The organism is Neobacillus muris, from assembly GCF_943193175.1.
GTDB lineage: Bacteria > Bacillota > Bacilli > Bacillales > Cytobacillaceae > Neobacillus > Neobacillus muris.
Genome location: NZ_CALPDF010000003.1, coordinates 188,471 through 210,715 on the forward strand (window position 1 = coordinate 188,471; position 22,245 = coordinate 210,715).

The 22,245-nt window shown below is 41.6% G+C and carries 24 protein-coding genes and 1 other annotated feature (1 of these 25 running past the window's edge); of the genes, 4 read left to right on the top strand and 20 right to left on the bottom strand.

Annotated elements, in window-relative coordinates:
• Nucleotides 1-111: 111 nt before the first annotated feature.
• Nucleotides 112-429 (top strand): DUF4391 domain-containing protein, encoded by a 318-nt coding sequence (locus tag NFS43_RS03685; RefSeq protein ID WP_251549582.1) that lies wholly within the window; start codon nt 112-114, stop codon nt 427-429.
• Nucleotides 430-459: 30 nt separating this feature from the next.
• Here NFS43_RS03685 and NFS43_RS03690 read toward each other — a convergent pair whose 3' ends face one another.
• From NFS43_RS03690 to sppA, 9 genes are all read right to left on the bottom strand, one after another.
• The gene (locus NFS43_RS03690) at nt 460-972 is read right to left on the bottom strand and encodes a MogA/MoaB family molybdenum cofactor biosynthesis protein (protein ID WP_251549584.1); all 513 of its coding nucleotides are present in this window, start codon (nt 970-972) and stop codon (nt 460-462) included.
• On the bottom strand, nt 973-1,815 hold the full coding sequence (locus NFS43_RS03695) for an EcsC family protein (RefSeq protein ID WP_251549586.1): 843 nt from the start codon (nt 1,813-1,815) through the stop codon (nt 973-975).
• A gap of 132 nt (nt 1,816-1,947) precedes the next feature.
• Nucleotides 1,948-3,135, bottom strand: a complete 1,188-nt coding sequence (locus NFS43_RS03700; protein ID WP_251549588.1) for an acetate kinase — start codon at nt 3,133-3,135, stop codon at nt 1,948-1,950.
• A gap of 228 nt (nt 3,136-3,363) precedes the next feature.
• On the bottom strand, nt 3,364-4,347 hold the full coding sequence (locus tag NFS43_RS03705) for a class I SAM-dependent methyltransferase (protein ID WP_251549591.1): 984 nt from the start codon (nt 4,345-4,347) through the stop codon (nt 3,364-3,366).
• A 169-nt stretch (nt 4,348-4,516) separates the two neighbouring features.
• Nucleotides 4,517-5,017, bottom strand: coding sequence for a thiol peroxidase (gene tpx / locus NFS43_RS03710; protein WP_251549592.1), 501 nt, complete (start codon nt 5,015-5,017; stop codon nt 4,517-4,519).
• A 189-nt stretch (nt 5,018-5,206) separates the two neighbouring features.
• On the bottom strand, nt 5,207-5,695 hold the full coding sequence (gene ytfJ / locus NFS43_RS03715) for a GerW family sporulation protein (protein ID WP_251549593.1): 489 nt from the start codon (nt 5,693-5,695) through the stop codon (nt 5,207-5,209).
• A gap of 17 nt (nt 5,696-5,712) precedes the next feature.
• Entirely contained in the window at nt 5,713-6,396 is a 684-nt protein-coding gene (locus tag NFS43_RS03720) for a DUF2953 domain-containing protein (protein ID WP_251549715.1), read from the bottom strand.
• A gap of 96 nt (nt 6,397-6,492) precedes the next feature.
• Nucleotides 6,493-7,035, bottom strand: a complete 543-nt coding sequence (locus tag NFS43_RS03725) for an RDD family protein (RefSeq protein WP_251549595.1) — start codon at nt 7,033-7,035, stop codon at nt 6,493-6,495.
• 12 nt (nt 7,036-7,047) lie between these two features.
• On the bottom strand, nt 7,048-8,058 hold the full coding sequence (gene sppA / locus NFS43_RS03730) for a signal peptide peptidase SppA (protein ID WP_251549596.1): 1,011 nt from the start codon (nt 8,056-8,058) through the stop codon (nt 7,048-7,050).
• A gap of 144 nt (nt 8,059-8,202) precedes the next feature.
• Here sppA and NFS43_RS03735 point away from each other — a divergent pair, with 144 nt between their 5' ends.
• Complete coding sequence (locus NFS43_RS03735) at nt 8,203-9,006, top strand: NAD kinase (RefSeq protein WP_251549597.1); 804 nt, start codon at nt 8,203-8,205, stop codon at nt 9,004-9,006.
• Between the two features lie 36 nt (nt 9,007-9,042).
• Here the strand turns inward: NFS43_RS03735 and rarD are convergent, their stop codons facing one another.
• The 7 genes from rarD to refZ all read right to left on the bottom strand — a co-directional run bounded on the left by rarD (nt 9,043) and on the right by refZ (nt 17,310).
• Nucleotides 9,043-9,966 carry an EamA family transporter RarD gene (rarD, locus tag NFS43_RS03740; protein ID WP_251549598.1) on the bottom strand — a complete coding sequence of 308 codons (924 nt, stop codon included), beginning with the start codon at nt 9,964-9,966 and terminating at the stop codon, nt 9,043-9,045.
• A gap of 161 nt (nt 9,967-10,127) precedes the next feature.
• Nucleotides 10,128-11,714 (bottom strand): acyl-CoA synthetase MbcS, encoded by a 1,587-nt coding sequence (mbcS, locus tag NFS43_RS03745; protein WP_251549599.1) that lies wholly within the window; start codon nt 11,712-11,714, stop codon nt 10,128-10,130.
• Nucleotides 11,715-11,863: 149 nt separating this feature from the next.
• Nucleotides 11,864-12,070, bottom strand: coding sequence for an alpha/beta-type small acid-soluble spore protein (locus tag NFS43_RS03750; RefSeq protein ID WP_251549600.1), 207 nt, complete (start codon nt 12,068-12,070; stop codon nt 11,864-11,866).
• A 99-nt stretch (nt 12,071-12,169) separates the two neighbouring features.
• Nucleotides 12,170-13,381: a tRNA uracil 4-sulfurtransferase ThiI gene (gene thiI, locus NFS43_RS03755; protein WP_251549603.1), complete on the bottom strand. Its 1,212-nt coding sequence runs from the start codon at nt 13,379-13,381 to the stop codon at nt 12,170-12,172.
• Nucleotides 13,378-14,523, bottom strand: a complete 1,146-nt coding sequence (locus tag NFS43_RS03760) for a cysteine desulfurase family protein (RefSeq protein ID WP_251549605.1) — start codon at nt 14,521-14,523, stop codon at nt 13,378-13,380. Before NFS43_RS03760 ends, thiI begins: the two co-directional genes overlap by 4 nt.
• A 131-nt stretch (nt 14,524-14,654) precedes the next feature.
• On the bottom strand, nt 14,655-16,343 hold the full coding sequence (gene ezrA, locus NFS43_RS03765) for a septation ring formation regulator EzrA (RefSeq protein ID WP_251549607.1): 1,689 nt from the start codon (nt 16,341-16,343) through the stop codon (nt 14,655-14,657).
• Nucleotides 16,344-16,674: 331 nt separating this feature from the next.
• On the bottom strand, nt 16,675-17,310 hold the full coding sequence (refZ, locus tag NFS43_RS03770) for a forespore capture DNA-binding protein RefZ (RefSeq protein ID WP_251549609.1): 636 nt from the start codon (nt 17,308-17,310) through the stop codon (nt 16,675-16,677).
• 161 nt (nt 17,311-17,471) lie between these two features.
• Between refZ and NFS43_RS03775 the strand changes: the two genes are divergently transcribed.
• Nucleotides 17,472-17,954: a GAF domain-containing protein gene (locus NFS43_RS03775; RefSeq protein WP_251549611.1), complete on the top strand. Its 483-nt coding sequence runs from the start codon at nt 17,472-17,474 to the stop codon at nt 17,952-17,954.
• 61 nt (nt 17,955-18,015) lie between these two features.
• Here NFS43_RS03775 and megL read toward each other — a convergent pair whose 3' ends face one another.
• Entirely contained in the window at nt 18,016-19,200 is a 1,185-nt protein-coding gene (gene megL / locus NFS43_RS03780) for a methionine gamma-lyase (RefSeq protein WP_251549613.1), read from the bottom strand.
• A gap of 368 nt (nt 19,201-19,568) precedes the next feature.
• Between megL and rpsD the strand changes: the two genes are divergently transcribed.
• Nucleotides 19,569-20,171 (top strand): 30S ribosomal protein S4, encoded by a 603-nt coding sequence (rpsD, locus tag NFS43_RS03785; RefSeq protein WP_251549718.1) that lies wholly within the window; start codon nt 19,569-19,571, stop codon nt 20,169-20,171.
• 44 nt (nt 20,172-20,215) lie between these two features.
• Here the strand turns inward: rpsD and NFS43_RS03790 are convergent, their stop codons facing one another.
• The 3 genes from NFS43_RS03790 to tyrS form a co-directional block, all read right to left on the bottom strand.
• Nucleotides 20,216-20,407, bottom strand: a complete 192-nt coding sequence (locus NFS43_RS03790; RefSeq protein WP_251549615.1) for a DUF6954 family protein — start codon at nt 20,405-20,407, stop codon at nt 20,216-20,218.
• 54 nt (nt 20,408-20,461) lie between these two features.
• Nucleotides 20,462-20,641 carry a hypothetical protein gene (locus NFS43_RS03795; RefSeq protein WP_251549617.1) on the bottom strand — a complete coding sequence of 60 codons (180 nt, stop codon included), beginning with the start codon at nt 20,639-20,641 and terminating at the stop codon, nt 20,462-20,464.
• Between the two features lie 205 nt (nt 20,642-20,846).
• The gene (tyrS, locus tag NFS43_RS03800; protein WP_251549619.1) at nt 20,847-22,106 is read right to left on the bottom strand and encodes a tyrosine--tRNA ligase; all 1,260 of its coding nucleotides are present in this window, start codon (nt 22,104-22,106) and stop codon (nt 20,847-20,849) included.
• Between the two features lie 43 nt (nt 22,107-22,149).
• Nucleotides 22,150-22,245 (bottom strand) — a binding site (T-box leader) (it continues 122 nt past the right edge of the window).

Below are 22,245 nucleotides of genomic sequence, written 5' to 3' on the forward strand. Positions count from 1 at the left end.
ATTGCCATTGTATAGTAAGAAAAGCGCAAGGGCGCTGAAGCTGGGCAATTCTTAAAGACCAGATATAAATTCTATAGTACAATAAAAGTAACTTACCCCTTGGAGGCTGTCATGAAAGAACATTTTACTTTTGACCAACGGCTGGGAATTTTTACCCCTGATTTAGTATTGGATTGGGATGACTATAGCAAGGAAGCACAAGAAGAGATACTGTTTGAGTGGGAAAAAATCCGCGGCGCGATTCCAGACCGGATTATTGACCTGGAGAAAGAAATAAATCATAAACAGGCTGAGCTTTCTAATGAAAGTAATTTTGCCCGTTCCTGTCAACTGAATAGTGAAATAGCCGAGCTTGCCTCCATCATAAATGACTTGTGGCTTTGGTATCGGGCAGATCAAAGCATCACAACGGCAAAGGCACACCATTAACAAAGGGGCTGACCACATCAGCCCCTCAATTTATAAATCTTTTTTCAATTCCCTAACCACATGTCCAAGCTCTGGCAAAATTAGCTTCGTCATCGCAAGCCTTACAGCACCCGAAGAACCAGGAGTTGAAAAGATAGCTTTATTGTTTATCACTCCTGCAGCCGCCCTGGATAAAATGGCCGCAGACCCAATATCCTCTTGATAGCTCAGCATTCGAAATATTTCCCCAAACCCTGGCATCTCCTTGTCAAGCAGGATTTGTACCGTTTCAATGGTTACATCACGCTTGGCAATACCGGTTCCGCCATTGGTTAAGATCACATCGACATCTTCCCGTTCTGACCCATTCAATATTTCTGCTCTAATCGGTTCCATTTCATCCTTCACAATACAATAGTCCACCACCTTATGTCCTGCCTGTGTTAACAGTTCCATCATTAGCTGTCCGCTTTTGTCAGTAGTTCTATCTCTCGTATCACTGACCGTAACTACTTTACAATTGACCGCTTTAGGGGCTTGCATTTTATGTTCGGCTGTACTCATTTAAGCCAACTCCTCTTTTGCCTTTAGATATCGCAGTTGATAATAGTTTGCGGCGAATTCCGTCACATTTTTTGTGAGCTGATAATTAACAGCTGCTCCCATTGTCATGCCAAGCAGTGGAATTCCTTGAATTTGCTTTTTCCTAAATAAGATGATGGTGATGGCTTTAACCATTTGCTTGACTGGCTGCTCAAGCCAAGAAATATCCGTTATTTCCTCGTTTCCCTCATAAAAGTAGGAATGCTCTCCGTTCTTCCGTTCATCCATTAATGCCTGCCAGCCTTGTTTTTGCAGCCTCCGCGGGAGTGTTGCTGTATGAAACACTTTTAAGGATGTCATCATTTCAAATGGGATGCTGGTGTCAACACCATAGGACATGGCGATTAATTGGACAACTTTTAAATTAATCACAGCCATTGCCGGAATATCCGCCCCCAGCATAAGGGCATGCCCTGTTCCCGTAAGGCCTCCTTGAATCAAGGAATAGGCCTTGTGTTTTGCTGCCTCTTTATCCGCTATGTATTGTACTTGTTCCAGGTCCAGCTTTCTTAAGTCTTGAATTGCCTCAATATCAGCCGTTCCAATGGTTCGGGCGAGGGAGAGTATTCTTTTTTTTGCCTCGGTTTGCAGCTGCGATCCTTGAATAATGCCGTTCAAATGGAATAGCCAAGTATCCATCAAGGAAAAGAATTGACTTTGGATTTGTTCCGGCAATAAGGAAAAAGATTGTTCCAAGTATTTTTCAAATGTGACCTGCAGATCCGTAGCCTCAACACTCATCAAAGTCTTTTCCCATTCCTCAATGACCTGCAAAGCTCTTTGTTCCCGATCAGTCAGCGGCATTGGAATCCCCCCTTCCGAATTTACATTTAGTATAACACTATCTAAAAAATAATTCCTTGTGAAACAGGATCGTTTTTTAAGCAAAATAAAAAGGCAAAAGCGTCAAATTTTAAACGCTTTTGCCAATCGTCATTAATGGGTTAATCGAACAACATCACGAGCGATCATGACTTCTTCATTCGTAGGTATAACCATTACTTTTACTGGTGAATGCGGATAGTTAACAAATGCCTCTTCACCGCTCACTTTATTAAGGGCCGGATCCCAATAAATACCCATGAATTCCAAGCCTTTTAGTACACTGGCCCTAATTGCATGGCTGTTTTCGCCAATACCGGCAGTAAAGATAATGGCATCAACACCATTCATACGTGCTGCATAAGAACCAATATACTTGTGAATCCTGTTCGCAAATACATCCAATGCAAGCTGGGCACGTTCATTGCCCTTATTTGCTTCCTCAGTGATATCTCTCAAATCACTGGAGAAACCAGAAATCGCCAGCATACCACTTTTCTTGTTTAATACTTCAAGCACTTCATCAGCTGTTTGGTTTGTTTTTTCCATAATGTAAGGAATTAACGCAGGGTCAATGTTACCAGAACGCGTCCCCATCGTTACCCCAGCAAGAGGTGTGAAGCCCATGGAAGTATCAATTGACTTTCCGCCCTGAATAGCGGCAATACTTGCACCGTTTCCTAAGTGGCAGGAAATTAACCTCAATTGATCAAGCGGACGGCCCAACATTTCTGCAGCACGCTGAGAAACATACTTATGGCTCGTTCCATGGAATCCATACTTACGAATGCCGTATTTTTTATAATACTCATATGGGAGGCTATAGAGAAAAGAACTCTCAGGCATCGTTTGATGGAAAGCCGTATCAAAAACAGCAACAGCCGGAATATTAGGGAGTACACTTTGGAACGCCTTAATTCCTGTTACGTTGGCAGGATTGTGCAATGGTGCCAAATCTGATAATTCTTCAATTTTCTTTAACACTTCGTCTGTAATGAGGGCAGAATCATTAAACTCTTCGCCGCCATGCACGACACGGTGCCCAGTTCCTTCAATTTCATCTAGAGACTGAATGATTCCAAGTGTGATTAATCTGTCTAACAGCAGCTTAACAGCAACCTCGTGGTCAGGAATATCGAGTGTTTCCTGAACCTTCTCACCTTTGACAGTAATATTAAAAATAGAATCCTTTAATCCAATTCTTTCAATAAGTCCTTTTGTAATGACCGCTTCGCTTGGCATGTCAAACAATTGGAACTTCAATGATGAACTTCCTGCATTAATTGCGATAATTTTTGCCATAATGCTTCGCTCCTTTATATAACACTTCGATTACATATACTCTCTGTTTATGTACAGTTTTATTGTGTACAAATACGACCTGATTATCTCCCCAATTTCTCATTTAAACACTGTAATTTAGACAATACAAGGAATAATTTGTAATGGGAACGGTTACAGTAAAATATAAATTTATTCAAATAGTTTTGATTTTTATAAAAAAAGGATGACATGGCCATTTTGCCAATGTCATCCTTTGTTTTCCTTAAACCATTGATCCATTTTCACCATCATTTTATCCATTTCATGTCGGTTGGTAAGACTGGGCAGATTTACTAATAAAGCCTGTTTCGGCGCCTTAATCCCTTCTCCTTGTTTCTGAAGGACTAAAATACTTTTTGCGGCCTGTTTATTTTTAAACATATTAGCCGGGAGCTGCAGTAACCCTTGAATCAGCATGTTTTCCTTAATAAATTCATGCAGTGCCGCTGCCTGTTCACTTTCGAACAGCCCATTTGGTATGACAAAGAATAAATAGCCGCCGGGCTTCGTATGGCGAACGCTTTGTTCTATAAATAAGTGATGGGCATAGGAATGGCCCTTATCTGCTTTCAGCTGGTAATCAGCCGCTCTTACATCATTGGGATAATACCCAACCGGCAAATCAGCAATGACTGCATCTACAGGATCGATAAATAATGGCTCCAGACTATCCTGATTGAACAATTGTACCGGCTGTTCTTGAAGATTTGCATTCACATAAGCCAATTTAATCAGCAAATCGTCTACATCCACACCGATGCCTAACACATCCCTCTGGAGGTGATTTAACACAGTCATTAATAGGTTTCCTGTCCCTACTGCAGGATCAAGCAGGCGGAACGAACGTTCTTTCATAAACTTGTCCACCAAATAGGCAGCAAGCATGCCAACAGAATCTGGTGTCATTTGATGGTTTGGCTGAATATTTTCTTTCATTCCCTTTAACGTCACAAGCTGGAATGCCTTACGGATCTCTTCCTTGCTGAATTGGCTTAACTGGATGGATTCATATTGTTTTTTCAGCCTTTTTACCGTTAATTCGCTTAACTCTTCCTGAAGGATAGAGCCTTGAAAGATATTTTCACCAGTTTCAGCCAAAGCCTCTAAAAAAGAGCTGTCCATTTCCTCTTGTAAAATTTGTGCAGTCTCATTAAATATTGTAAATAATTGCTCAATAGGTGTTATTGTCATCCTTTTTTCATTCCTTTTCTTCCGCCTTCATTGGCAGATACGTATGAAAGGCCCCGCTATAGTAACGAGGCCTTTCATTGGCTAATAGAAAGTATACACTTTCTTATTGCAAAATGGCAATCGCCTTGTTCAGGCGCCGCAGCTAAAGATTCTTGTTCTGTTGAAAATTCTATTTCGCATTTCTTGCTGCTTCAAGAGCGGCTTCATAATTTGGATGATTGGTAGCTTCGCTTACATATTCCACATATGTCACATTGTCGGTTGAATCCACTACAAAAACAGCACGGGTTAATAAACGCAATTCTTGAATAGCCACCCCGTATGCTTCACCAAATGAAAGGTCACGGTGGTCAGATAAAGTTTGTACATTTTCAATGCCTGCTGCCGCACACCAGCGTTTTTGGGCGAAAGGCAGGTCAACACTTACAGTCAATACCTTGACATTGCCTAATCCTGCTGCCTCTTCATTGAAACGGCGGGTTTCTGCATCACAAACACCTGTATCAAGTGAAGGAACAGAAGTAATCAATCGAACTTGTCCCTTTGTATCGTCAAGTGTCACTTCGGAAAGGTCATTAGCAAGCACCGTGAAGTTCGGAGCCTTGTCTCCAACCTTTACCTCATTGCCTAATAGAGTTACAGGACCGCCTTTAAAAGTTACATTAGCCATGTTTACATCCCCCTTAATCGTATTCACTGCATCTGGTTCCCTATATAGAACCGGATCCGGAAAAATATGTACAATGTTACTATATCCTGTCAGAAATACTTTTGCAATTATTATGGCTTTTAAAAGAACCATGGTCGTCCATTCCTTTAAAAAAAGTTAACCTTCCCTTAGGAAGATTAACCTTTCGGCTTAAAAGTCCAAATCATCTTTTTTGGGCTGGTTGGATTCAGATCCCTTTGATCCATTTTGGTCCTTCTGTTTGGAGCTTTCATCTTTTTTAGAGAACATTTGCTGAATTTTATCGACCGCCTGTGGCGCAAGCTCCAAGATTTTTTCATAAATGTGAGTATTCTCATCAAGATGAAGCATTTTGACACCATGGGCATTCACGATTAAAAATGCTATCGGCGTGATGGAAACTCCAGCTCCGCTCCCCCCGCCAAATGGCAGCTGGGATTGTCCTTTGTTATCCCCTTGTCCTTTGTCCTGCCCCCCAGAACTATCCATTTTAAACTCACTGCCCCCGGCAGCAAATCCAAAGCCAACTTTTGATACGGTTAAAATCACACTTCCATCTGGTGTTTCCACCGGGTCGCCAATAATCGTATTGACATCGATCATTTCCTTCAGGCTCTCCATTGCCGTTGTCATCAAGCCTTGAATTGGGTGATCAGACATAGCAGCATCCTCCTAGTTCAAATCGATTTGGTTTTTTCGTTTGTAAAATCTGTTTTGTTTTTGGATGGCAGTTTCCCGCCTTTCCAGAATTTAATCAGTTTAACACCTGCCAACATAGCATGCCCGATACGGAATTGAAAAATACATGAAACATGGGTCTGAAAAACAGACGCTTGAAAATGGGGAGTAATCGAGATCTGAGGAGTTGCCTTTAATTTTAAAAAATGGCTGATAAGGCCAATAATTCCTCCTTTTGCAGACCAAAGCGCTCCAGAGGCAATCCCTGTATGGGCTGCATCTCCCAGCCCAATCAACGTCTGCCATTCAAATTTTGTAACCGATATTTTCCTCAAGAATCCCCGTACAATCACATTCAATTTATATATCCGCTGCCGTAATAGTTTCCTGTTTTTAAGCAAGGACTTAAAATCTCTTTTTGAAATTTGTTCAACATTCCCGTCAGAGGATTCGCCTGCTGAATCACCTGCATACGGATTGGTTTTAACGACAACACTCGGAGAATCATCGTCTACTTTCACAAGAGGAACTTCCAGCTTGTATTTAAGTAACCCAAACCAGATTCGAAATTCGACCTTTAAGTGGTCATCGTCGTTCTGATGCTGATAATTTACGAGAATCGTTAATTTAGTAAAAATGATAAGGACTAATAAAAGGATAAGGGCCAGCAGAACAATCAGCACCCAAAACAAATTGGTTAACCTCCTTTTCGCCTGCTAGTTTGCCCTGTATATAAAAAAATAAACCTATCAACCATGGTTGATAGGTTCTATTGATTATCAAGAAATATGGATGACGGCTGTATCGGTAAACAAATCATGAAGCCCTTGTTTTTTCGGCAGGAAGGCGACAATTATATATCCGATAATGACAGTTACGGAAATAAACCTCCCAATCCATTCGCGGAACAGCACCGTTCCCCATGTTAAGTTTTCATGCTGCAAATCAATCACTTTTATCCCAAACACCATTTTCCCCAGCGTTTGGTTAAAAAATTTGGTCATCAATACGAAATATAAATAAAAAATAACCGCTGACGCAATGGAAATAGGGGCAAAGATATTAAATTCTGACAGCGATAGATCCAGCATCCTAAATAATGGTTTAATTAATATTCGTTCCATACTCCCAATGACAACCAAGTCCAAGAGATAGGCCCAAAACCTCATCCAGAATCCTGCGTAATGGACAGGAATATTATTAGTGGAGTGTTCACAGCTGACCTTTTCTGAATGGTTTGGATCTATTGGCTCCAAACTGTTGGAAATGGAATGATTTTCCGGCATTCCATTTTGATGATTTTGGTTTTCTGTTTGATCCATTCGGTTTCACCCCTATTCCGCATAAAGATACATAAGGCGTGGGGAATTAGGCTGAGATAAGAGTTTCATTAAGCCAGCCATTTCTTGTGTTTCACCCATCCATTTTTTTGCCTGCATCTGAAATAAAGAACCAATTCCAATGTCATCTGCATAGCGAATGACAGATGCCCCTTTCAGATTTTCATTTTTTTCCATTTCGTCAATCACATCATCCAAATAGCCAAATCCATCAATCAGATTTAATTCCTTCGCCTGACGGCCGTCATAAATCCGCCCATCCGCAATCTGCTTAACTTGGTCAATATTCATATGGCGGCCTTCGGAAATCACCTTGACAAACCCTTCATAAGAATTGTCGATCATTTTTTGCAGAATTTGCCGCTCTTCTTCCGTCATTTCTCTTGTTGGACTCATAATGTCTTTATATTGGCCGCTTTTAATGGTGACGAAATCGACACCATACTTATCAGCCAGCCCTTTATAATTGATGCCCTCCATAATCACGCCAAGGCTTCCCGTCATGGTTTCAGGACTGGCATAGATTTTTTTGGCAGCGGTGGAAATATAGTAGCCTCCAGATGCCGCCATCGAACCCATAGATATGTAAACTGGCTTTTTAGCCTCCTCCTGAAGTTCCTTTAATTGGTCATGGATCTCAGCACTTTCCACTACTCCACCGCCTGGCGAGTTGACTCTAACAATAACCCCTTTAATGGTATCGTCTTCTTTAATGGCTTTTAGCTTTTTTAAAAAAGTTTGGTGATTATAGCTGGAACTTTGCAATAGCGATTCGGTTTCACCCGTATCCTGTATGACACCGTCAATATCCAGGATAGCAATTCTTTTTAGTTCGCTTCCTTCTTGGATCACTTCTTCTGTAAATGGATCTTCAGCTGCAGCCATTAGTTCAGTAAAGTCCGTTTCAATTCCCTTAAACGCAAACGAGGACAATAGATTAATCAAAATTGAAGCAATAAAAAGCACCGCTGCAATGCCAAGTGCGGCCCATCGTTTCCCACTCACACTTAAATCCCCCTATAGTATTCAATTTCTAGTCTTTACTTCCATATTGTTTCAATAAAATGATAAACTAATTTAAGACTAACCTTATTTTATCAGAAGTTAAATTTAGGATGGGAAAATTTTTCAACTACGGGAGGTACTTTAATGGAAGAACGGCGAAATGTGTATTATTACCACAAACGCGATGACGCCATGCTTGCCAAAACCGCTCCTTTATATGAGGCAACCAAGCGATTCGGATTTACCATTGTCAATGATTATCGGCAAGCAAATATCATTGCCAGCATTGGGGATGATGGGACATTTCTCCAAGCTGTCCAAAAAACCGGCTTTCGGGATGATTGCCTTTATATGGGGATTTCCACCAATAACAATTTAAGCATGTATTGCGACTTTCGAATCGGAGACACCTCCAACATGATTACAGCCATGCAAAGCGAACAGCTGGAAGTTCGCCGTTATCCTTTCATAGAGGTTTCTATTGACGGGCAGGGAACCTTTAAATGCCTAAATGAATTCAGCATTCGCTCTTCGATCATCAAGACACTTGTTATTGATGTGTTTATTGATAATCTCCACTTTGAAGCATTCCGCGGGGATGGCTTGATTGTGGCAACACCAACAGGAAGCACGGCCTATAATAAATCGGTTAATGGTGCCGTTGTCGATCCGCTCCTCTCCTGCATGCAGGTCAGCGAGGTTGCGTCGGTCAATAACAACTACTATCGCACTCTCGGCTCATCATTCATTTTAGGCGGTGACCGAACATTAATGCTAAGAGTCGTTGCGGAAGAAGACAACGATTATCCAATAATGGGCATGGATAATGAAGCCCTTAGCATCCGTTCTGTTGATAAAGTACAGGTTAAACTGAGTGAAAACAAAATTAAAACTTTAAAATTAAAGGACAACTCATTCTGGGAAAAAGTGAAGCGGAGTTTTTTATAAGTGCATGCAAAAAGCTGTCAAATTCGGCAGCTTTTTTTAAATATTGCCTTTGCTCCATTTCATGCCTTTTTGCGGCAGCAGCTTTGTTTTGGAAAGAGAATAAATCGCCAAGGCTACCCAAATAAATAAGAACGATACGAACTGGATTTTTGTAAAATGCTCATGATAAATAAAAATACCCAACAGCAAGGTTAATGTCGGTGAAATATATTGCAGGAATCCGAGCAGTGAAAGTGGAATCTTCTGTGCTCCTTTAGCAAAATACAGCAGCGGTACTGCGGTTGCAACACCGGCACCCATTAATAACAAATTCGTGGACCAGTCTGCTACCGTAAAGGAGTTTGTCCCTTTAACGATCAGCCATAACATGTAGATCCCGGCTATTGGTGTTACCACAAGGGTTTCCAATGTCAGCCCTACTGAGGACTCCACATTGATTAACTTTTTGGCTAACCCATATAAGCCAAAGGTCAGAGCAAGAACAACCGCAACCCACGGAAACTTCCCATGTGACAGGGTGATGATCAAAACCCCAATGGCAGCCAATGCAAAGGAACAATATTGATAAAATGATAATTTCTCTTTTAACTCAATCATCCCTAACAGAATGCTGACTAGCGGATTAATATAATAGCCAAGGCTGGTCTCAATCATATGGCCGTTATTGACAGCCCAAATATACGTAAACCAATTAATCGAGATTAATATAGAAGGAATGATTAAGGCATATAATTGCTTTTTATTTTGCGCAAATCCTTTTACGGTTTGGACAAATAACCCCCGCTTATTTGTCAAGAGAACCATAACTATCATAAATATAAACGACCAAAATACACGGTTGGCAAGTATTTCTATGGCATTGACATTGTTTAACAGCTTCCAATATATCGGCAGCAAGCCCCAAAGGAAGTAAGAAAGCCCTGCATAAATAGCCCCGAGCTGCGTTTCGCTTTTTTTCAAGTTTTCCAATCCCCTATTCTTTCTAGTATCGAAACAATATTACCATTATATCGTGAAACAGCCCAAATGAAATGTTTTTTCTAAAGCAGCGCATTAATTTTCAACAGCTCTCAGGCATCAAAAAACAGGCATCCAAATCGAATGCCTGCTTTAGCACGGTTCTACTTTTCCTTTGCTGCTTCGAATTCTTTTTGCCGAAGCTCAACTCGACGGATCTTGCCCGAAGTTGTTTTAGGAAGCTCAGATATATATTCTATTTTTCTTGGATACTTATAAGGTGCCGTTAATGTCTTGGCATGGTCCTGCAGCGTTTTCGTCAAATTGGGTTCGTCTGGATTAATCCCTTCTTTTAAAACGACGAAAGCTTTTACAATGGTGCCGCGGATTTCATCTGGACTTGCGACAACGGCACATTCTTTTACATAGGGGTGTTTTACTAGTGCATCTTCCACTTCAAATGGCCCAATGGTATACCCCGAGCTAATAATGATATCATCGCTCCTGCCTTCAAACCAAAAGTAGCCTTCTTCATCCTTTCTGGCCCGATCCCCTGTCACATAATAATCGCCGCGGAATTGTTTGGCGGTCCGCTCAGGATCTTTATAATAATTTTTAAATAATGCCGGCGTTTCAACATGAACGGCAATATCTCCGATTTCTCCCGGAGGACAAATTTGCCCCTCTTCATCGATAATTTCGACTCGATTCCCCGGTGTCGGCTTACCCATAGAACCTGGTCTTAATTCCATACCCTTTGTTACGCCAACCAGCAAGGTATTTTCTGTCTGTCCATATCCGTCCCTTACGTCGATCTGAAAATGTTTTCTAAAGATATCAATGACTTCCCGATTTAGCGGCTCTCCGGCTGAAACAGCACTATGAAGGTTCGGCAAATGATAATCCGCCAAATGATCGACCTTTGCCATTAAACGGTATTCAGTCGGTGTGCAGCACAAAACATTCACTTCATATTTTTGCAGCAGGCTCAAATATTTGCTTGGTTCAAACCGGCCATGGTAGACAAAACCGGTTGCTCCTGAGCCGAGTACTGAAAGAAACGGACTCCATATCCATTTTTGCCAGCCTGGTCCAGCAGTAGCCCACACTGTATCGTTTTCGCTGATACAGAGCCACTTTGCTGCAGCTGTCCTCAAATGGGCAAATGCCCAGCCATGAGTGTGGACCACCGCTTTCGGATTGCCGGTTGTTCCTGAAGTATATGATAAAAACGCCATGTCATCACGATGTGTATCAGCTAACGGATAATCTTCAGCAGCTGTTTCCATTTCCTTGTCCAGGTGATTCCATCCTTCTGCTTTGCCGCCAATTGTAAATTTCACAAGCGGCTGTGTTCCCACGATATTGGCAAATTGATCGGCATACGGGTAGTAACTGATGATTGCTTTTACGTCACCATGTGTAATCCGATATTGAAGGTCTTTTTCCCTTAACATTTCTGAGCATGGGATGACAACCATCCCCGCTTTTAGTGCTGCCAAATACACAACATAGGCTTCAATTAACCGTGGCACCATAACAAGAACAATATCCCCTTGCTTTAACCCATTTTGGCTAAATGCACGGGCCGCCCGATTCGCCTGCTTTAGGAGTTGTTCATAGGTAAACTGTCTGGTTTCCCCTAAGTCGTTTTCCCATTTGATTGCTAGTTTGTTTGGAATTTCGGCAAACCGCTCCATCTCAGACACAAGATTATACTTCTCTGGTGCAATCAGTTCTTCTCGGTTCATTTTTACTCCCCCTAACTTATCACAAGAATATTATATTTACTATTAATACCTGATACTAATTATAAACCCTATGAATCCTTTTGGCAAAAATAAAGAGAGAGTGAGAAAAATTCCCACTCTCTCTGTAGCCATTATATTGAATTTTTTGGTTATCGAGTAAATCCGCCGCCTAATTGTGATTCAGCCATAGATACTAGGCGCTTTGTGATTTCTCCACCAACAGATCCGTTAGCGCGAGAAGTAGTGTCTGCACCAAGGTTAACACCAAATTCTTGAGCAATTTCATATTTCATTTGATCAAGAGCTTGTTGAGCTCCAGATACTAATAGTTGATTTGAACTGCTGTTATTAGCCATCTATACTCACCTCCTTGTGAGTATAGAATGTGTAGAATAAGGATTGTTCATTCTTATTATCCACTGGTAATTGTTCACAAAAATTTCAAATTTACACAATTAGAATAAATCATCAAATTCTTGGTGATGCTGGTCTCGATTCGGCTGAATAATCAAGGTTTCAACCTCTTGAACAGCCTCCTGAATTAATGGTTCAAAATCGAAGAAGCTTTCGTATTGCTTGACCTTTTCTCTCTTCGGTCTCGTTTTTGGAGATGCCGGCACAAAAATCGTACAGCAGTCTTCATACGGACGATTTGAAATTTCAAGGGTATCAATCTCATTTGCGATTTTTATAATATCGTTTTTGTCCATTGAAATCAAGGGACGCAAGATCGGCGTATTGGTTACTTCATTGATGGCAAACATGCTTTCGAGCGTCTGGCTGGCCACCTGTCCGAGGCTTTCCCCTGTAATGATCGCCAGCCCTTCTCGTTTTTGCCGTAATTCGTCGGTAATCCGCAGCATCATTCGTCTTGTTGACGTCATCGTATAATTTTCTGGCACTTGCTCACGAATCGCCTGCTGAACATCGGTGAAGGGCACTACATGTAATTTAATAGGAGACCCATAAATTTCTGCCAATTTTTTAGTTAGATCGATTACCTTTTCCTTTGCTCTTTCGCTTGTAAATGGCGGGCTGAAAAAATGGACGGCTTCTAACTCCAGGCCCCGCTTCATTGATAAAAAGCCTGCCACAGGGCTGTCAATTCCTCCGGACAACATGAGCATTGCTTTCCCGCTCGACCCAAGCGGAAGGCCTCCGGCACCTTGAATAGTCTGACAAGACAGGTAAATAGCTTCCTTCCTTACTTCTGTCCGCAAATTGATATCCGGATGTTTAACATCCACCTTGATTCCCGGGATGTTTTGCAGCAAGTGGCCGCCAATGGCATGATTGAGTTCATCTGTATTCAGTTCAAATGTTTTATCAGATCTTTTCGTCGTTACTTTAAAGGTTTGGCCATCCTGATATAAAGAGGACACCAAATCGAGAGAAGCCTGTTTTAATTCCTCTAAGTCTTTTCTGACTTTTACTGCAGGGCTAAATGATTGAATCCCAAATATATGTTTTAATTTTTCAATGATTTCTATTCCATTTTCTCCATTTAGCAGGACGTACATCCGATCATGGCTTGCTTCTATTTTTACATTTGGAAACGGTGCAAGAGCAATCCGGACACTCTTGCGAAGCTTATCGACAAACTTTTTGCGATTTCTTCCTTTTGTAGAAATTTCGCCATAACGGATTAATATACGATCATAATTCATGGTTTCATAACCTTCCTTAATTGTTCTACGGTTGTCTCAATGGCATCTAAAACCGCCTTAGCCTCAGCTTCTGTATTTTCAACCGATAAGCTTAGGCGGATACCGCTTTCGGCCAGATCCTCCGGGACTCCCATTGCCAGGAGTGTCTTGCTTGCTGACTTCCGTTTTGAAGAGCAGGCACTAGTAGTCGACACAAAGATGCCTTTTTGCTCAAGCGCATGGATAAATACTTCCGATTTCATCCCTTTTAATGAGAAATTCAGAATATGCGGTGCCGCATTTTCTAATGGTGTGTTGATTTGGATATCCTCTATATGACCCAAGCCGGTTCTTAGCAGTTTTTGCATGTTTTTCATCACAGTAAGTCCAGTTTCACTTTTTTGCATGTAAAGTCTAAGGGCTTTCGCCATCGCTACTGCTCCTGCCACATTTTCAGTACCGCTTCGAATGTTGCGCTCTTGCTTTCCGCCGGCAAATAAGGGCGTCAGCCGGATGCCTTCCCGAATAAACAGTGCCCCTGTCCCTTTTAAGCCATGAAACTTATGCCCTGAAATGGACAAAAGGTCAATCCGATTTCCAGCTAAGTCCATTGGAACTTTTCCTACTGCTTGAACAGCGTCCACATGAAACAGGACGGAAGGATAGTTCTTCAGCATTTTTCCGATTTCTTTCACTGGCTGAATAGTCCCAACCTCATTATTTACATGCATAACAGAAATGAGAATCGTATCTTTCCGGATAGCCTTATCGACCGCTTCGACCGAAACTTGTCCGTCACCATTTACTGGGAGATACGTAATTTCAAACCCCTCTGATTCAAGCTGCTCCAGGCAATCGCTGACCGAAGGATGCTCCACACTTGAGGCAATAATGTGCCGTCCCCGATTTTGATAGGTGAAGGCAGCCCCTTTTATCGCTAAATTATTGCTTTCAGTGCCGCCTGATGTAAAGTAAATTTCTGCTGCCTTTACGCCCAGCAGCTTGGCTATCTGCTCCCTTGCCTGTGACAAGAGTTTTTCCGCCTGCCCGCCGCAGCTGTGAAGCGAAGAAGGATTCCCGTAATAGTCACTTGCTGCCTTAACATAAGAATCCAATACTTCTTTATATGGTTTCGTTGTTGCACTATTATCAAAATAAATCATTGAAACCTACACCTTTCTTTAAAAACCGTACCTCATACAGAAATAAATCTTATCATAACTTAACGATTTGAAAAAGAAAAGAAGAAACCAACTAACCTTCTAATGGCCGAATCGGTTTCTTCCTTATTTTGTTACTCTGTATCAATTGTCGCTTTGATTTTCTTCAACGCTTGAGGGTCAATACTGTCCAATGAGGCAGCGGCCTGTTCAAGTGCCTCTTGGTAATCGTATCTTCTAAATGCACTTTCCGCTTCCGCCAGCCCTTTGGCAACCGACGGATATTGGCTGCGGTAACGATTCCCATATTGGATGGCCTTCTCCGCTAACGCAGCATTTTCAATCAATTCAATGGTGGAGTTAACGAGTTTTTCAACGGTTAATACGGCAATTTCTAAATATTGATTAAGGGCAGCAATATTTAGCGGCTTTTCCTCCAATTGCAGACGGACATTTTGAATGCTTTCATTGGTATCTTCAATTAAGTATTGGTAATCGTCCGGCAATCCAGGCACATTGCTTTTTGATACATGCCTGAGTGTTTCGCCAACTTTTTTGGTCAGCTCTTTGACCTTTTCCCTTGCCTCCAATTCATCTTTTCTAAGTGCTTGAAGCTTTTGGGCATAGATTTCCTGTCCCTCGCGGATTACATCCAGCTGCTCCTTAATTTCTGCTAATTCCTCACTGATTGCGGATTGGGCAGTATTATTCAGCTTTAATTTTTCCAATAAAATATTATAGCGTTTGTATACTGCGGTAAATTCCATATCCATATTCGCAAGCAAATCCAAATCCTCATCTGATAGCTGATAGCTGTCCTGCAATAGAAGCACTTCATTTGAGAGCTGTCTATGCTCCTCCATCGCTGCGGCAAGGAGAGATCCTGCCAGCGGCTCGTTCTTCATAATAAAATGCTTTGCATGAACTTCTTGTTCCAGCAGGTCAAATAATACGTCAATTCGTTGTTTGACCTCCTTCATGCCCTCTTCCGCCTGATTAATTTCCGATTGTTCAATCAACCGTAAATTCTCAGCTGTTTTTTCCTCCAAGCGTTTAATTTCCTCATCTACCCGTATATGGTCTAAATAATAGCCCTGCGCTGTCATTTCTCTTAATCCGGCCATTGCTTCTGCAAGCTGGTTAGGGATTAATGATTGGCATTCAATTAAAAGCTGGGGGATAGCCTGCATATTATTTTTAATCGAATCTAGTTTGCCATGAATCATTAAAACCACTTCACGGGCATCCAAGTAGTTGCCCTGCTCTGTTTTTTCTTCGTATTCATGAAATTTTTCAGTAACAATTGCCAGTTCCGATTCCAAATATTTCTCCGCACTTCCAAAACTATGGCGATGGGCAAGCAGCGTCTTTTTTGCTTCACGATAAATTTCTTTTAATTTTTCAATTTCTACTCGGTTATTCTCTTCGCTTCCAACCAGTTCATGAAGTTCTTCCAAAATTTGTTGGACCTGATTCTCTGTTTGCTGCAATTTTTCCGAAATCAAGGCTTGGACTTCCTTCGCCTTGTTAAATCTGTATCGGTCTATGTACTCTTCCGCATCAAACAGCATTTCTTCTAAGTCCGGAAGCTTCACTGTTATAACATCATCCCATTGGCTGCGCCATTGTTCAAAAAGCTCTTCCGTCTGCCCTGTCATATTCAACTGTTTGACTTTTGACATTTCATCCGGTATTGGACGGTTAAACAAATCTATTTTCCAGGCTTCTAGCCGATCCATTTCTTTAAAGTATTTTTTCTTTATAAAATATCCTACTACAAATAAGGCTAGTACTAGGATGAATAATCCAATGATATATTTCACAATGTTAAGCCCCCTTATCCAACACACCAAGCATTCTTGCCAATCTATATTAAAACGTTCTGTTCTCATCACTTCAATGCCTTAATGATACCATGACAGCGACAATTTTTGACTATTATTTTCATTTTTTTTGTAAAAGTCCGCGAAAATATAAAGCCATTAAGAATTATAGTAAAATAAATCGATTAAGGACCGGATCATTTCAGCATCCATTCACTAAAAAGGGCAAATAAAAAAGCACCCTGCCAGACGAATCTTGTCTTGGGCAAGTGCTGTTAACTGGAAAAAACCCTTGGCTTCAATCCTTACTATATGGGATTTGGATGGGCAGCTATTTGCTGAGGACTTCCCTTTTTACTTCAATGGGCAGACTTAGGACGACGCTATCTATCCATAGATGAAGGTCCTTAAGATATTTCTGTTCGAAAAACCTTTCGCTTGGAAATACATATAAAACCTCTCTCATATAATTGGTATTCATAAACGGCATCATCAATAAACCCTTTATCTGCATAATTAAGTAGGGAATCGAGTGCGGGCGGAATTCTTTCCATTCAAAGCCTCGTTCAAAAATCTGCTGAAAAAAATATTTTTCCTTTATGGAATAAGTGGACATGATTTCCCTAGAGATTTGCGAATCCATGGACAGTTCCCGATACACAAAGCTGGCCAGATGATTATTTTTGCATTGAAAATGAAGCAAATCTGCTGTAATTCGTTTTAAGCAGGCTGTAGCACCTTTATCGATGGAGGAATAAGCATCTTCAATGATACGGATGTATTGTTCAAAAAAATAGGTGAAGCAGTATTCCAACAAGCCTGCCTTATTTTCAAAATAGTAAGCAATGGAAGCTGTATTTACTTTTGCAGCATGAGCAATATCCCTGATTGAAGTACCCGAATACCCTTTGGAATTGAACAGCAAAATAGCAGCCTGCATGATCGCCTCTTTTGAATCCTTCTTCATCGATTTTCTTCTCCTCCTTTTTTGAACAGACAGCTTCCCCTTACATAAGAGTTCTTTATACCTATACAGGATTCCTGTATGAAAAAATCGACAATGTGTGCTTCATTTCGCTATTTCTGTTAAAATAAACTAAATATAAAAGAAGAAATAGGTGAATTTTCATGTTTAACGTCGAAAAATATCGCGGAGACCGAGAAGATAACTATGAATTGGTAAAAAAACAGCTGCATGCATTGATTCATGACGAGCCAAGCCAGATTGCCAATCTCAGTAATGCCTCTGCCTTGTTAAATCAATTTCTGGATCGGATTAATTGGGTAGGGTTTTATTTAATGGATACCCATGATGAGCTTGTGCTAGGACCTTTCCAAGGGCTTCCAGCCTGTGTCCGGATTCCGTTGGGCAGGGGCGTGTGCGGCACGGCGGCTTCCAAAAAGGAAACAGTGCGTGTCGAAGATGTCCATCAATTCCCTGGCCATATTGCTTGTGACGCTGCCTCCCAATCGGAAATTGTCATTCCAATGATAAAAGACGGCCGGTTAATTGGGGTGCTAGACATTGATTCCCCGGAAACGAACCGCTTTGACGAATTAGATCAGGTTAAACTTGAGGAATTTGTCGCCATATTGGTCAGTCACATATAAAAAGCCCGCCAAGCAGGGTGCTGTTTTCAAATTGGCAAACAGCACCGCAGACGGGTTTTCTTTATACCTTTTTGAGTGCCTGTTCCAGGTCTTCCACAATATCCTCCCATGCTTCCAGACCTGCTGACAGGCGAAGAAGGTTATCCTCAATCCCCATTTTTTTCCTTTCCTCCACTGGGATGACAGCATGAGTCATCGAGGCAGGATGTTGAATTAATGTCTCAGGGTCCCCCAGGCTGACAGCTATATGAATCAATTGCAATTGGTCAATAAACTGCTGGGCGGTTTCCTTTGTCCCTTTAATCGCAAACGAAACCATGCCGCCAGGCTGCTTCATTTGCTTTTTCATAATCGCGTAATCTCCATGCTCTGGATCGCCTGGATAATAAATATTTTCGATTTTGGGGTGTGTTTTTAAAAACTGGAAGATTCGCGAGGCATTTTCACAGTGGCGGTCCATCCTAATCGGGAGAGTTTTTATTCCTCTTAAAAGCAGCCAAGCATCAAAGGGAGAGATCACCCCGCCAATATCTTTTTGGGTGGTTTTAGAAACCTGGGTGATAAATTTCTCGTTTCCAATCACCAATCCTGAAACAACATCCCCATGCCCGCCAATGTATTTAGTGGCACTGTGGATCACGATATCACAGCCTTTAGCAATTGGCCTTTGCAGGTAAGGGGATGAGAAGGTGTTATCGACGACAACGGGTATCCCCTTTTGTTTAGCCATTTTTACAACCAGTTCTAAATCCACCAGCTTCATAGTGGGATTAATCGGCGTCTCGATATAAATGCAGGCCGTGTTTGGCTGGATTTCCTGTTCTAATGTTTCTGGCGAATCCATGCTTGAAAAATGGCAGTCAATGTTATATTTCTTTTTTAATAATTGAAGCAGTCCGAATGTGCAGCCATAAACCCCTTGGGAACAGAGAATATGATCTCCGGTTTTTGTCAGCGATACTAGGACCGCGCTTACCGCTGCCATGCCGGAGGAAAAGGCCAGGGCTGCTTCTCCTTCTTCCAGCACAGCCATCCGGTCCTCGAGAATTTTCACGGTTGGATTTCCTAACCGTGAATAAATATAGCCAGCTTCGGAACCAGCAAATCTCCGCTCCCCTTGTTCAGCATTATCAAATATAAAGGCAGATGATTGATAAATTGGCGGCACTAAGCTTCCTAAATGGCCTTCACTGTCATATCCAGCATGGATCACTTCTGTATCAAACCGCATCTTCTTCTGTTTCATCACTGCGCCCTCCTCATTTTGAAAACGGTCTCGTTTTTGTATAGTATATGTGCCACAAAGTCTAAGCGTTAAGGTGGAGAATTTGCTTGCTTTTTTGGCTGCTATCAAAGCTTTGAAATGGAAAACGGTTCTAAACCGAAATGTACTTGACTAATAACCGTGAAAAATTATATAATACTCCTTGTGTAAAATATTGCAGCCTATGGAAACGACTTTAATTCGTTCATTTTGTTCCTCGCAGATGGCGATGGTGCATCGAGTAACCCTCTGCTGCTAGGGCGATGGTGCATGAAAACAAAATGGCAATTATCGATGTTTTCGCAGCGGTTTTTATTTTACAAAATAAAAACTTGAAGGAGGAGTCTTTCATGGCTCGTTATACCGGCCCAAGCTGGAAATTATCTCGTCGTCTTGGAATCTCTCTAAGCGGCACAGGCAAAGAATTAGAAAAGCGTCCTTACGCTCCTGGACAACATGGTCCAAACCAACGCAAAAAGCTTTCTGAATACGGATTGCAATTACAAGAGAAGCAAAAGCTTCGTCATATGTATGGTGTAAATGAGCGCCAATTCCGCAACCTATTCGTTAAGGCTGGCAAAATGCCTGGCGTATACGGTGAAAACTTCATGATTCTTCTTGAGTCACGTTTGGATAACCTAGTTTACCGTTTAGGTCTTGCCCGCACTCGTCGTGCAGCACGCCAATTAGTTAACCATGGCCATATTTTAGTAGATGGTGCTCGCGTAGATATTCCATCTTACCGCGTAATGCCTGGTCAAACAATTGGTGTTCGTGAAAAATCACGTAGCCTTGATGTAATCAAAGAAGCTATCGAAGTGAACAACTTTGTTCCTGATTATTTAACTTTCGATGCTGACAAATTAGAAGGTACTTTCACCCGCTTGCCAGAGCGTTCTGAATTACCAGCTGAAATTAACGAAACTCTTATCGTTGAGTTCTACTCTCGTTAATTTTCACACGAAAAATCCCCTGCCAAAGTTGGCTGGGGATTTTTTTATTTTCTATTTCTAGACCAGAGAATGACTTTTCCATATAAAACAGCCAAAATAATATAGATGAGAACAACAATCGCTGCCGTGATAGTTCTTTCTTGCATACTGCCGTCTGCCAACAGGACAGGCCCTAATCCAAATAAGGTGACAAGCGCTATAAGAACGATAAAGACGGTATGAATTATGAATCTCATACTTCCCCCCCAATAGACCTCTTTCTATATTAGACGAAACCTCCGAACAGTATGTTACACAAGAACCAATACCCAAGTGCCGGTTACAACAATATGCTTGAAGACTGTTTTATGGTTTCTAATCCGCGATTTGTCTTTAAGAGGGCTTCTTAAAGACATTTCATCCTGCTTTTTGTTGGCTATTGTCTTCAAGAGCCTTCCTTGAAGACCATTCCTTCGATTTTTTACTGGCATTTGTCTTCAAGAGCTCTCCTTAAAGACACTTCTGCCGTTTTCTTGCTGACCTTTGTCTTTTAAGAGACTTCCTTGAAGACCATTCCTTCGATTTTTTGCTGGCATTTGTCTTCAAGAGCTCTTCTTAAAGACCATTCTTTCGCTTTTGTCTTTTTTGACTTCCCCAGAAAGAAAAGGGACCTGGAAAATCCAAGCCCCTGCATTTTTAATATTTAATTAAAGTATATTTCTTTTTCCCTCTTCTGATGATCGTAAATTGAGCTTCCATTCGATCAGATTCCTGCAAGACATAATTGGTGTCTGTAACTTTATCTCCGTTAATCGAAATCGCTCCGTTGGCAATATCCTCACGCGCCTGGCGCTTAGAAGGCGAAATTTTTGCGGCCACCAGCAAATCCACAAGCCCGCCGTCAAATTCACCATTCACGTTATATGAAGGAACATCCTTAAAGCCTTGTTTAATCTCGGCAGCCGTTAAGCTTCGGACATCGCCGCTGAATAACGCTTCGGAAATTTTAATCGCCTGCTGCAGAGCTTCCTCCCCATGAATCAGGCGGGTCATCTCTTCCGCTAAAGCCTTTTGCGCTTTTCGAAGATGCGGTTCTGCCTGAACAGATTCCTCTAATTGTTCAATTTCTTCATGCGAAAGGAACGTAAACAGTTTTAAGTATTTAACCACATCGGCATCAGCTGTGTTAATCCAGAATTGGTAGAACTCATAAGGAGTCGTTCTTTCCGGATCCAACCAGACAGCCCCCCCTGCAGTTTTTCCAAACTTAGTCCCATCTGCTTTTGTAATAAGCGGAATCGTTAGCGCAAAAGCCTTGGATTCATCCGGGTGAATCTTACGGATTAACTCCAATCCTGAGGTAATATTACCCCACTGGTCACTGCCGCCGATTTGCATCCTGCAATTATGTTGTTCATACAAATGCAAGAAATCCATTGCCTGTAAAATCGTATAACTAAACTCAGTAAACGAAATCCCGGTCTCGAGGCGGTTCGCAATCGTATCCTTTGCGAGCATGTAATTAATCCCGATGTGCTTGCCAATGTCACGCAGGAAGGTGATTACATCCATCGAATGGGTCCAGTCATAGTTATTGACCATGATGGCACCATTTTCTCCTTCGAACTCGAAAATGGCCTCTAACTGATTTTTAATCCCTTCCGCATTTTGCTGAACCGTTTCTACGGTCAACAATTTTCTCTCTTCACTTTTGCCGCTCGGGTCGCCGATTAATCCAGTAGCGCCGCCAACCAGCACGATGGGACGATGCCCATGCTGCTGAAATCGTCTCAAGGTTAAGAATGGAACCAAATGGCCGATGTGCAGACTGTCCGCTGACGGGTCGGTCCCACAGTATAGAGAAATTTTTTCTTTATTTAAAAGTTCGTTTAAGCCTTCTTCATCTGATTGTTGATAAATGATCCCTCTCCATTCTAAATCCTGCAATAAATCCATTGTCTTTTCCCTCCTATCAAAATAAAAACGTCCCTGCATAAAATGCAGGGACGTAATGTACGCGGTACCACCCAGCTTGAGGAAATTATTCCTCCAACTTGAACAAAATAACGGTTAAAACCGTTCTCTGCTACTGCAA

Excerpts from the sequence above, each read along its gene's own strand:
- NFS43_RS03725 (WP_251549595.1), bottom strand. The coding sequence starts at position 7,035 with ATGGATCAAACAGAAAACCAAAATCATCAAAATGGAATGCCGGAAAAT.
- ytfJ (WP_251549593.1), bottom strand. The coding sequence starts at position 5,695 with ATGTCTGATCACCCAATTCAAGGCTTGATGACAACGGCAATGGAGAGC.
- NFS43_RS03695 (WP_251549586.1), bottom strand. The coding sequence starts at position 1,815 with ATGCCGCTGACTGATCGGGAACAAAGAGCTTTGCAGGTCATTGAGGAA.
- NFS43_RS03760 (WP_251549605.1), bottom strand. The coding sequence starts at position 14,523 with ATGATTTATTTTGATAATAGTGCAACAACGAAACCATATAAAGAAGTA.
- NFS43_RS03700 (WP_251549588.1), bottom strand. The coding sequence starts at position 3,135 with ATGGCAAAAATTATCGCAATTAATGCAGGAAGTTCATCATTGAAGTTC.
- NFS43_RS03685 (WP_251549582.1), top strand. The coding sequence starts at position 112 with ATGAAAGAACATTTTACTTTTGACCAACGGCTGGGAATTTTTACCCCT.
- NFS43_RS03705 (WP_251549591.1), bottom strand. The coding sequence starts at position 4,347 with ATGACAATAACACCTATTGAGCAATTATTTACAATATTTAATGAGACT.
- tpx (WP_251549592.1), bottom strand. The coding sequence starts at position 5,017 with ATGGCTAATGTAACTTTTAAAGGCGGTCCTGTAACTCTATTAGGCAAT.
- tyrS (WP_251549619.1), bottom strand. The coding sequence starts at position 22,106 with ATGGATTTATTGCAGGATTTAGAATGGAGAGGGATCATTTATCAACAA.
- NFS43_RS03790 (WP_251549615.1), bottom strand. The coding sequence starts at position 20,407 with ATGAGATTCATAATTCATACCGTCTTTATCGTTCTTATAGCGCTTGTC.
- NFS43_RS03690 (WP_251549584.1), bottom strand. The coding sequence starts at position 972 with ATGAGTACAGCCGAACATAAAATGCAAGCCCCTAAAGCGGTCAATTGT.
- refZ (WP_251549609.1), bottom strand. The coding sequence starts at position 17,310 with ATGAAGAAGGATTCAAAAGAGGCGATCATGCAGGCTGCTATTTTGCTG.
- NFS43_RS03795 (WP_251549617.1), bottom strand. The coding sequence starts at position 20,641 with ATGCCAGTAAAAAATCGAAGGAATGGTCTTCAAGGAAGGCTCTTGAAG.
- rpsD (WP_251549718.1), top strand. The coding sequence starts at position 19,569 with ATGGCTCGTTATACCGGCCCAAGCTGGAAATTATCTCGTCGTCTTGGA.
- thiI (WP_251549603.1), bottom strand. The coding sequence starts at position 13,381 with ATGAATTATGATCGTATATTAATCCGTTATGGCGAAATTTCTACAAAA.
- NFS43_RS03750 (WP_251549600.1), bottom strand. The coding sequence starts at position 12,070 with ATGGCTAATAACAGCAGTTCAAATCAACTATTAGTATCTGGAGCTCAA.
- NFS43_RS03735 (WP_251549597.1), top strand. The coding sequence starts at position 8,203 with ATGGAAGAACGGCGAAATGTGTATTATTACCACAAACGCGATGACGCC.
- NFS43_RS03775 (WP_251549611.1), top strand. The coding sequence starts at position 17,472 with ATGTTTAACGTCGAAAAATATCGCGGAGACCGAGAAGATAACTATGAA.
- megL (WP_251549613.1), bottom strand. The coding sequence starts at position 19,200 with ATGAAACAGAAGAAGATGCGGTTTGATACAGAAGTGATCCATGCTGGA.
- mbcS (WP_251549599.1), bottom strand. The coding sequence starts at position 11,714 with ATGAACCGAGAAGAACTGATTGCACCAGAGAAGTATAATCTTGTGTCT.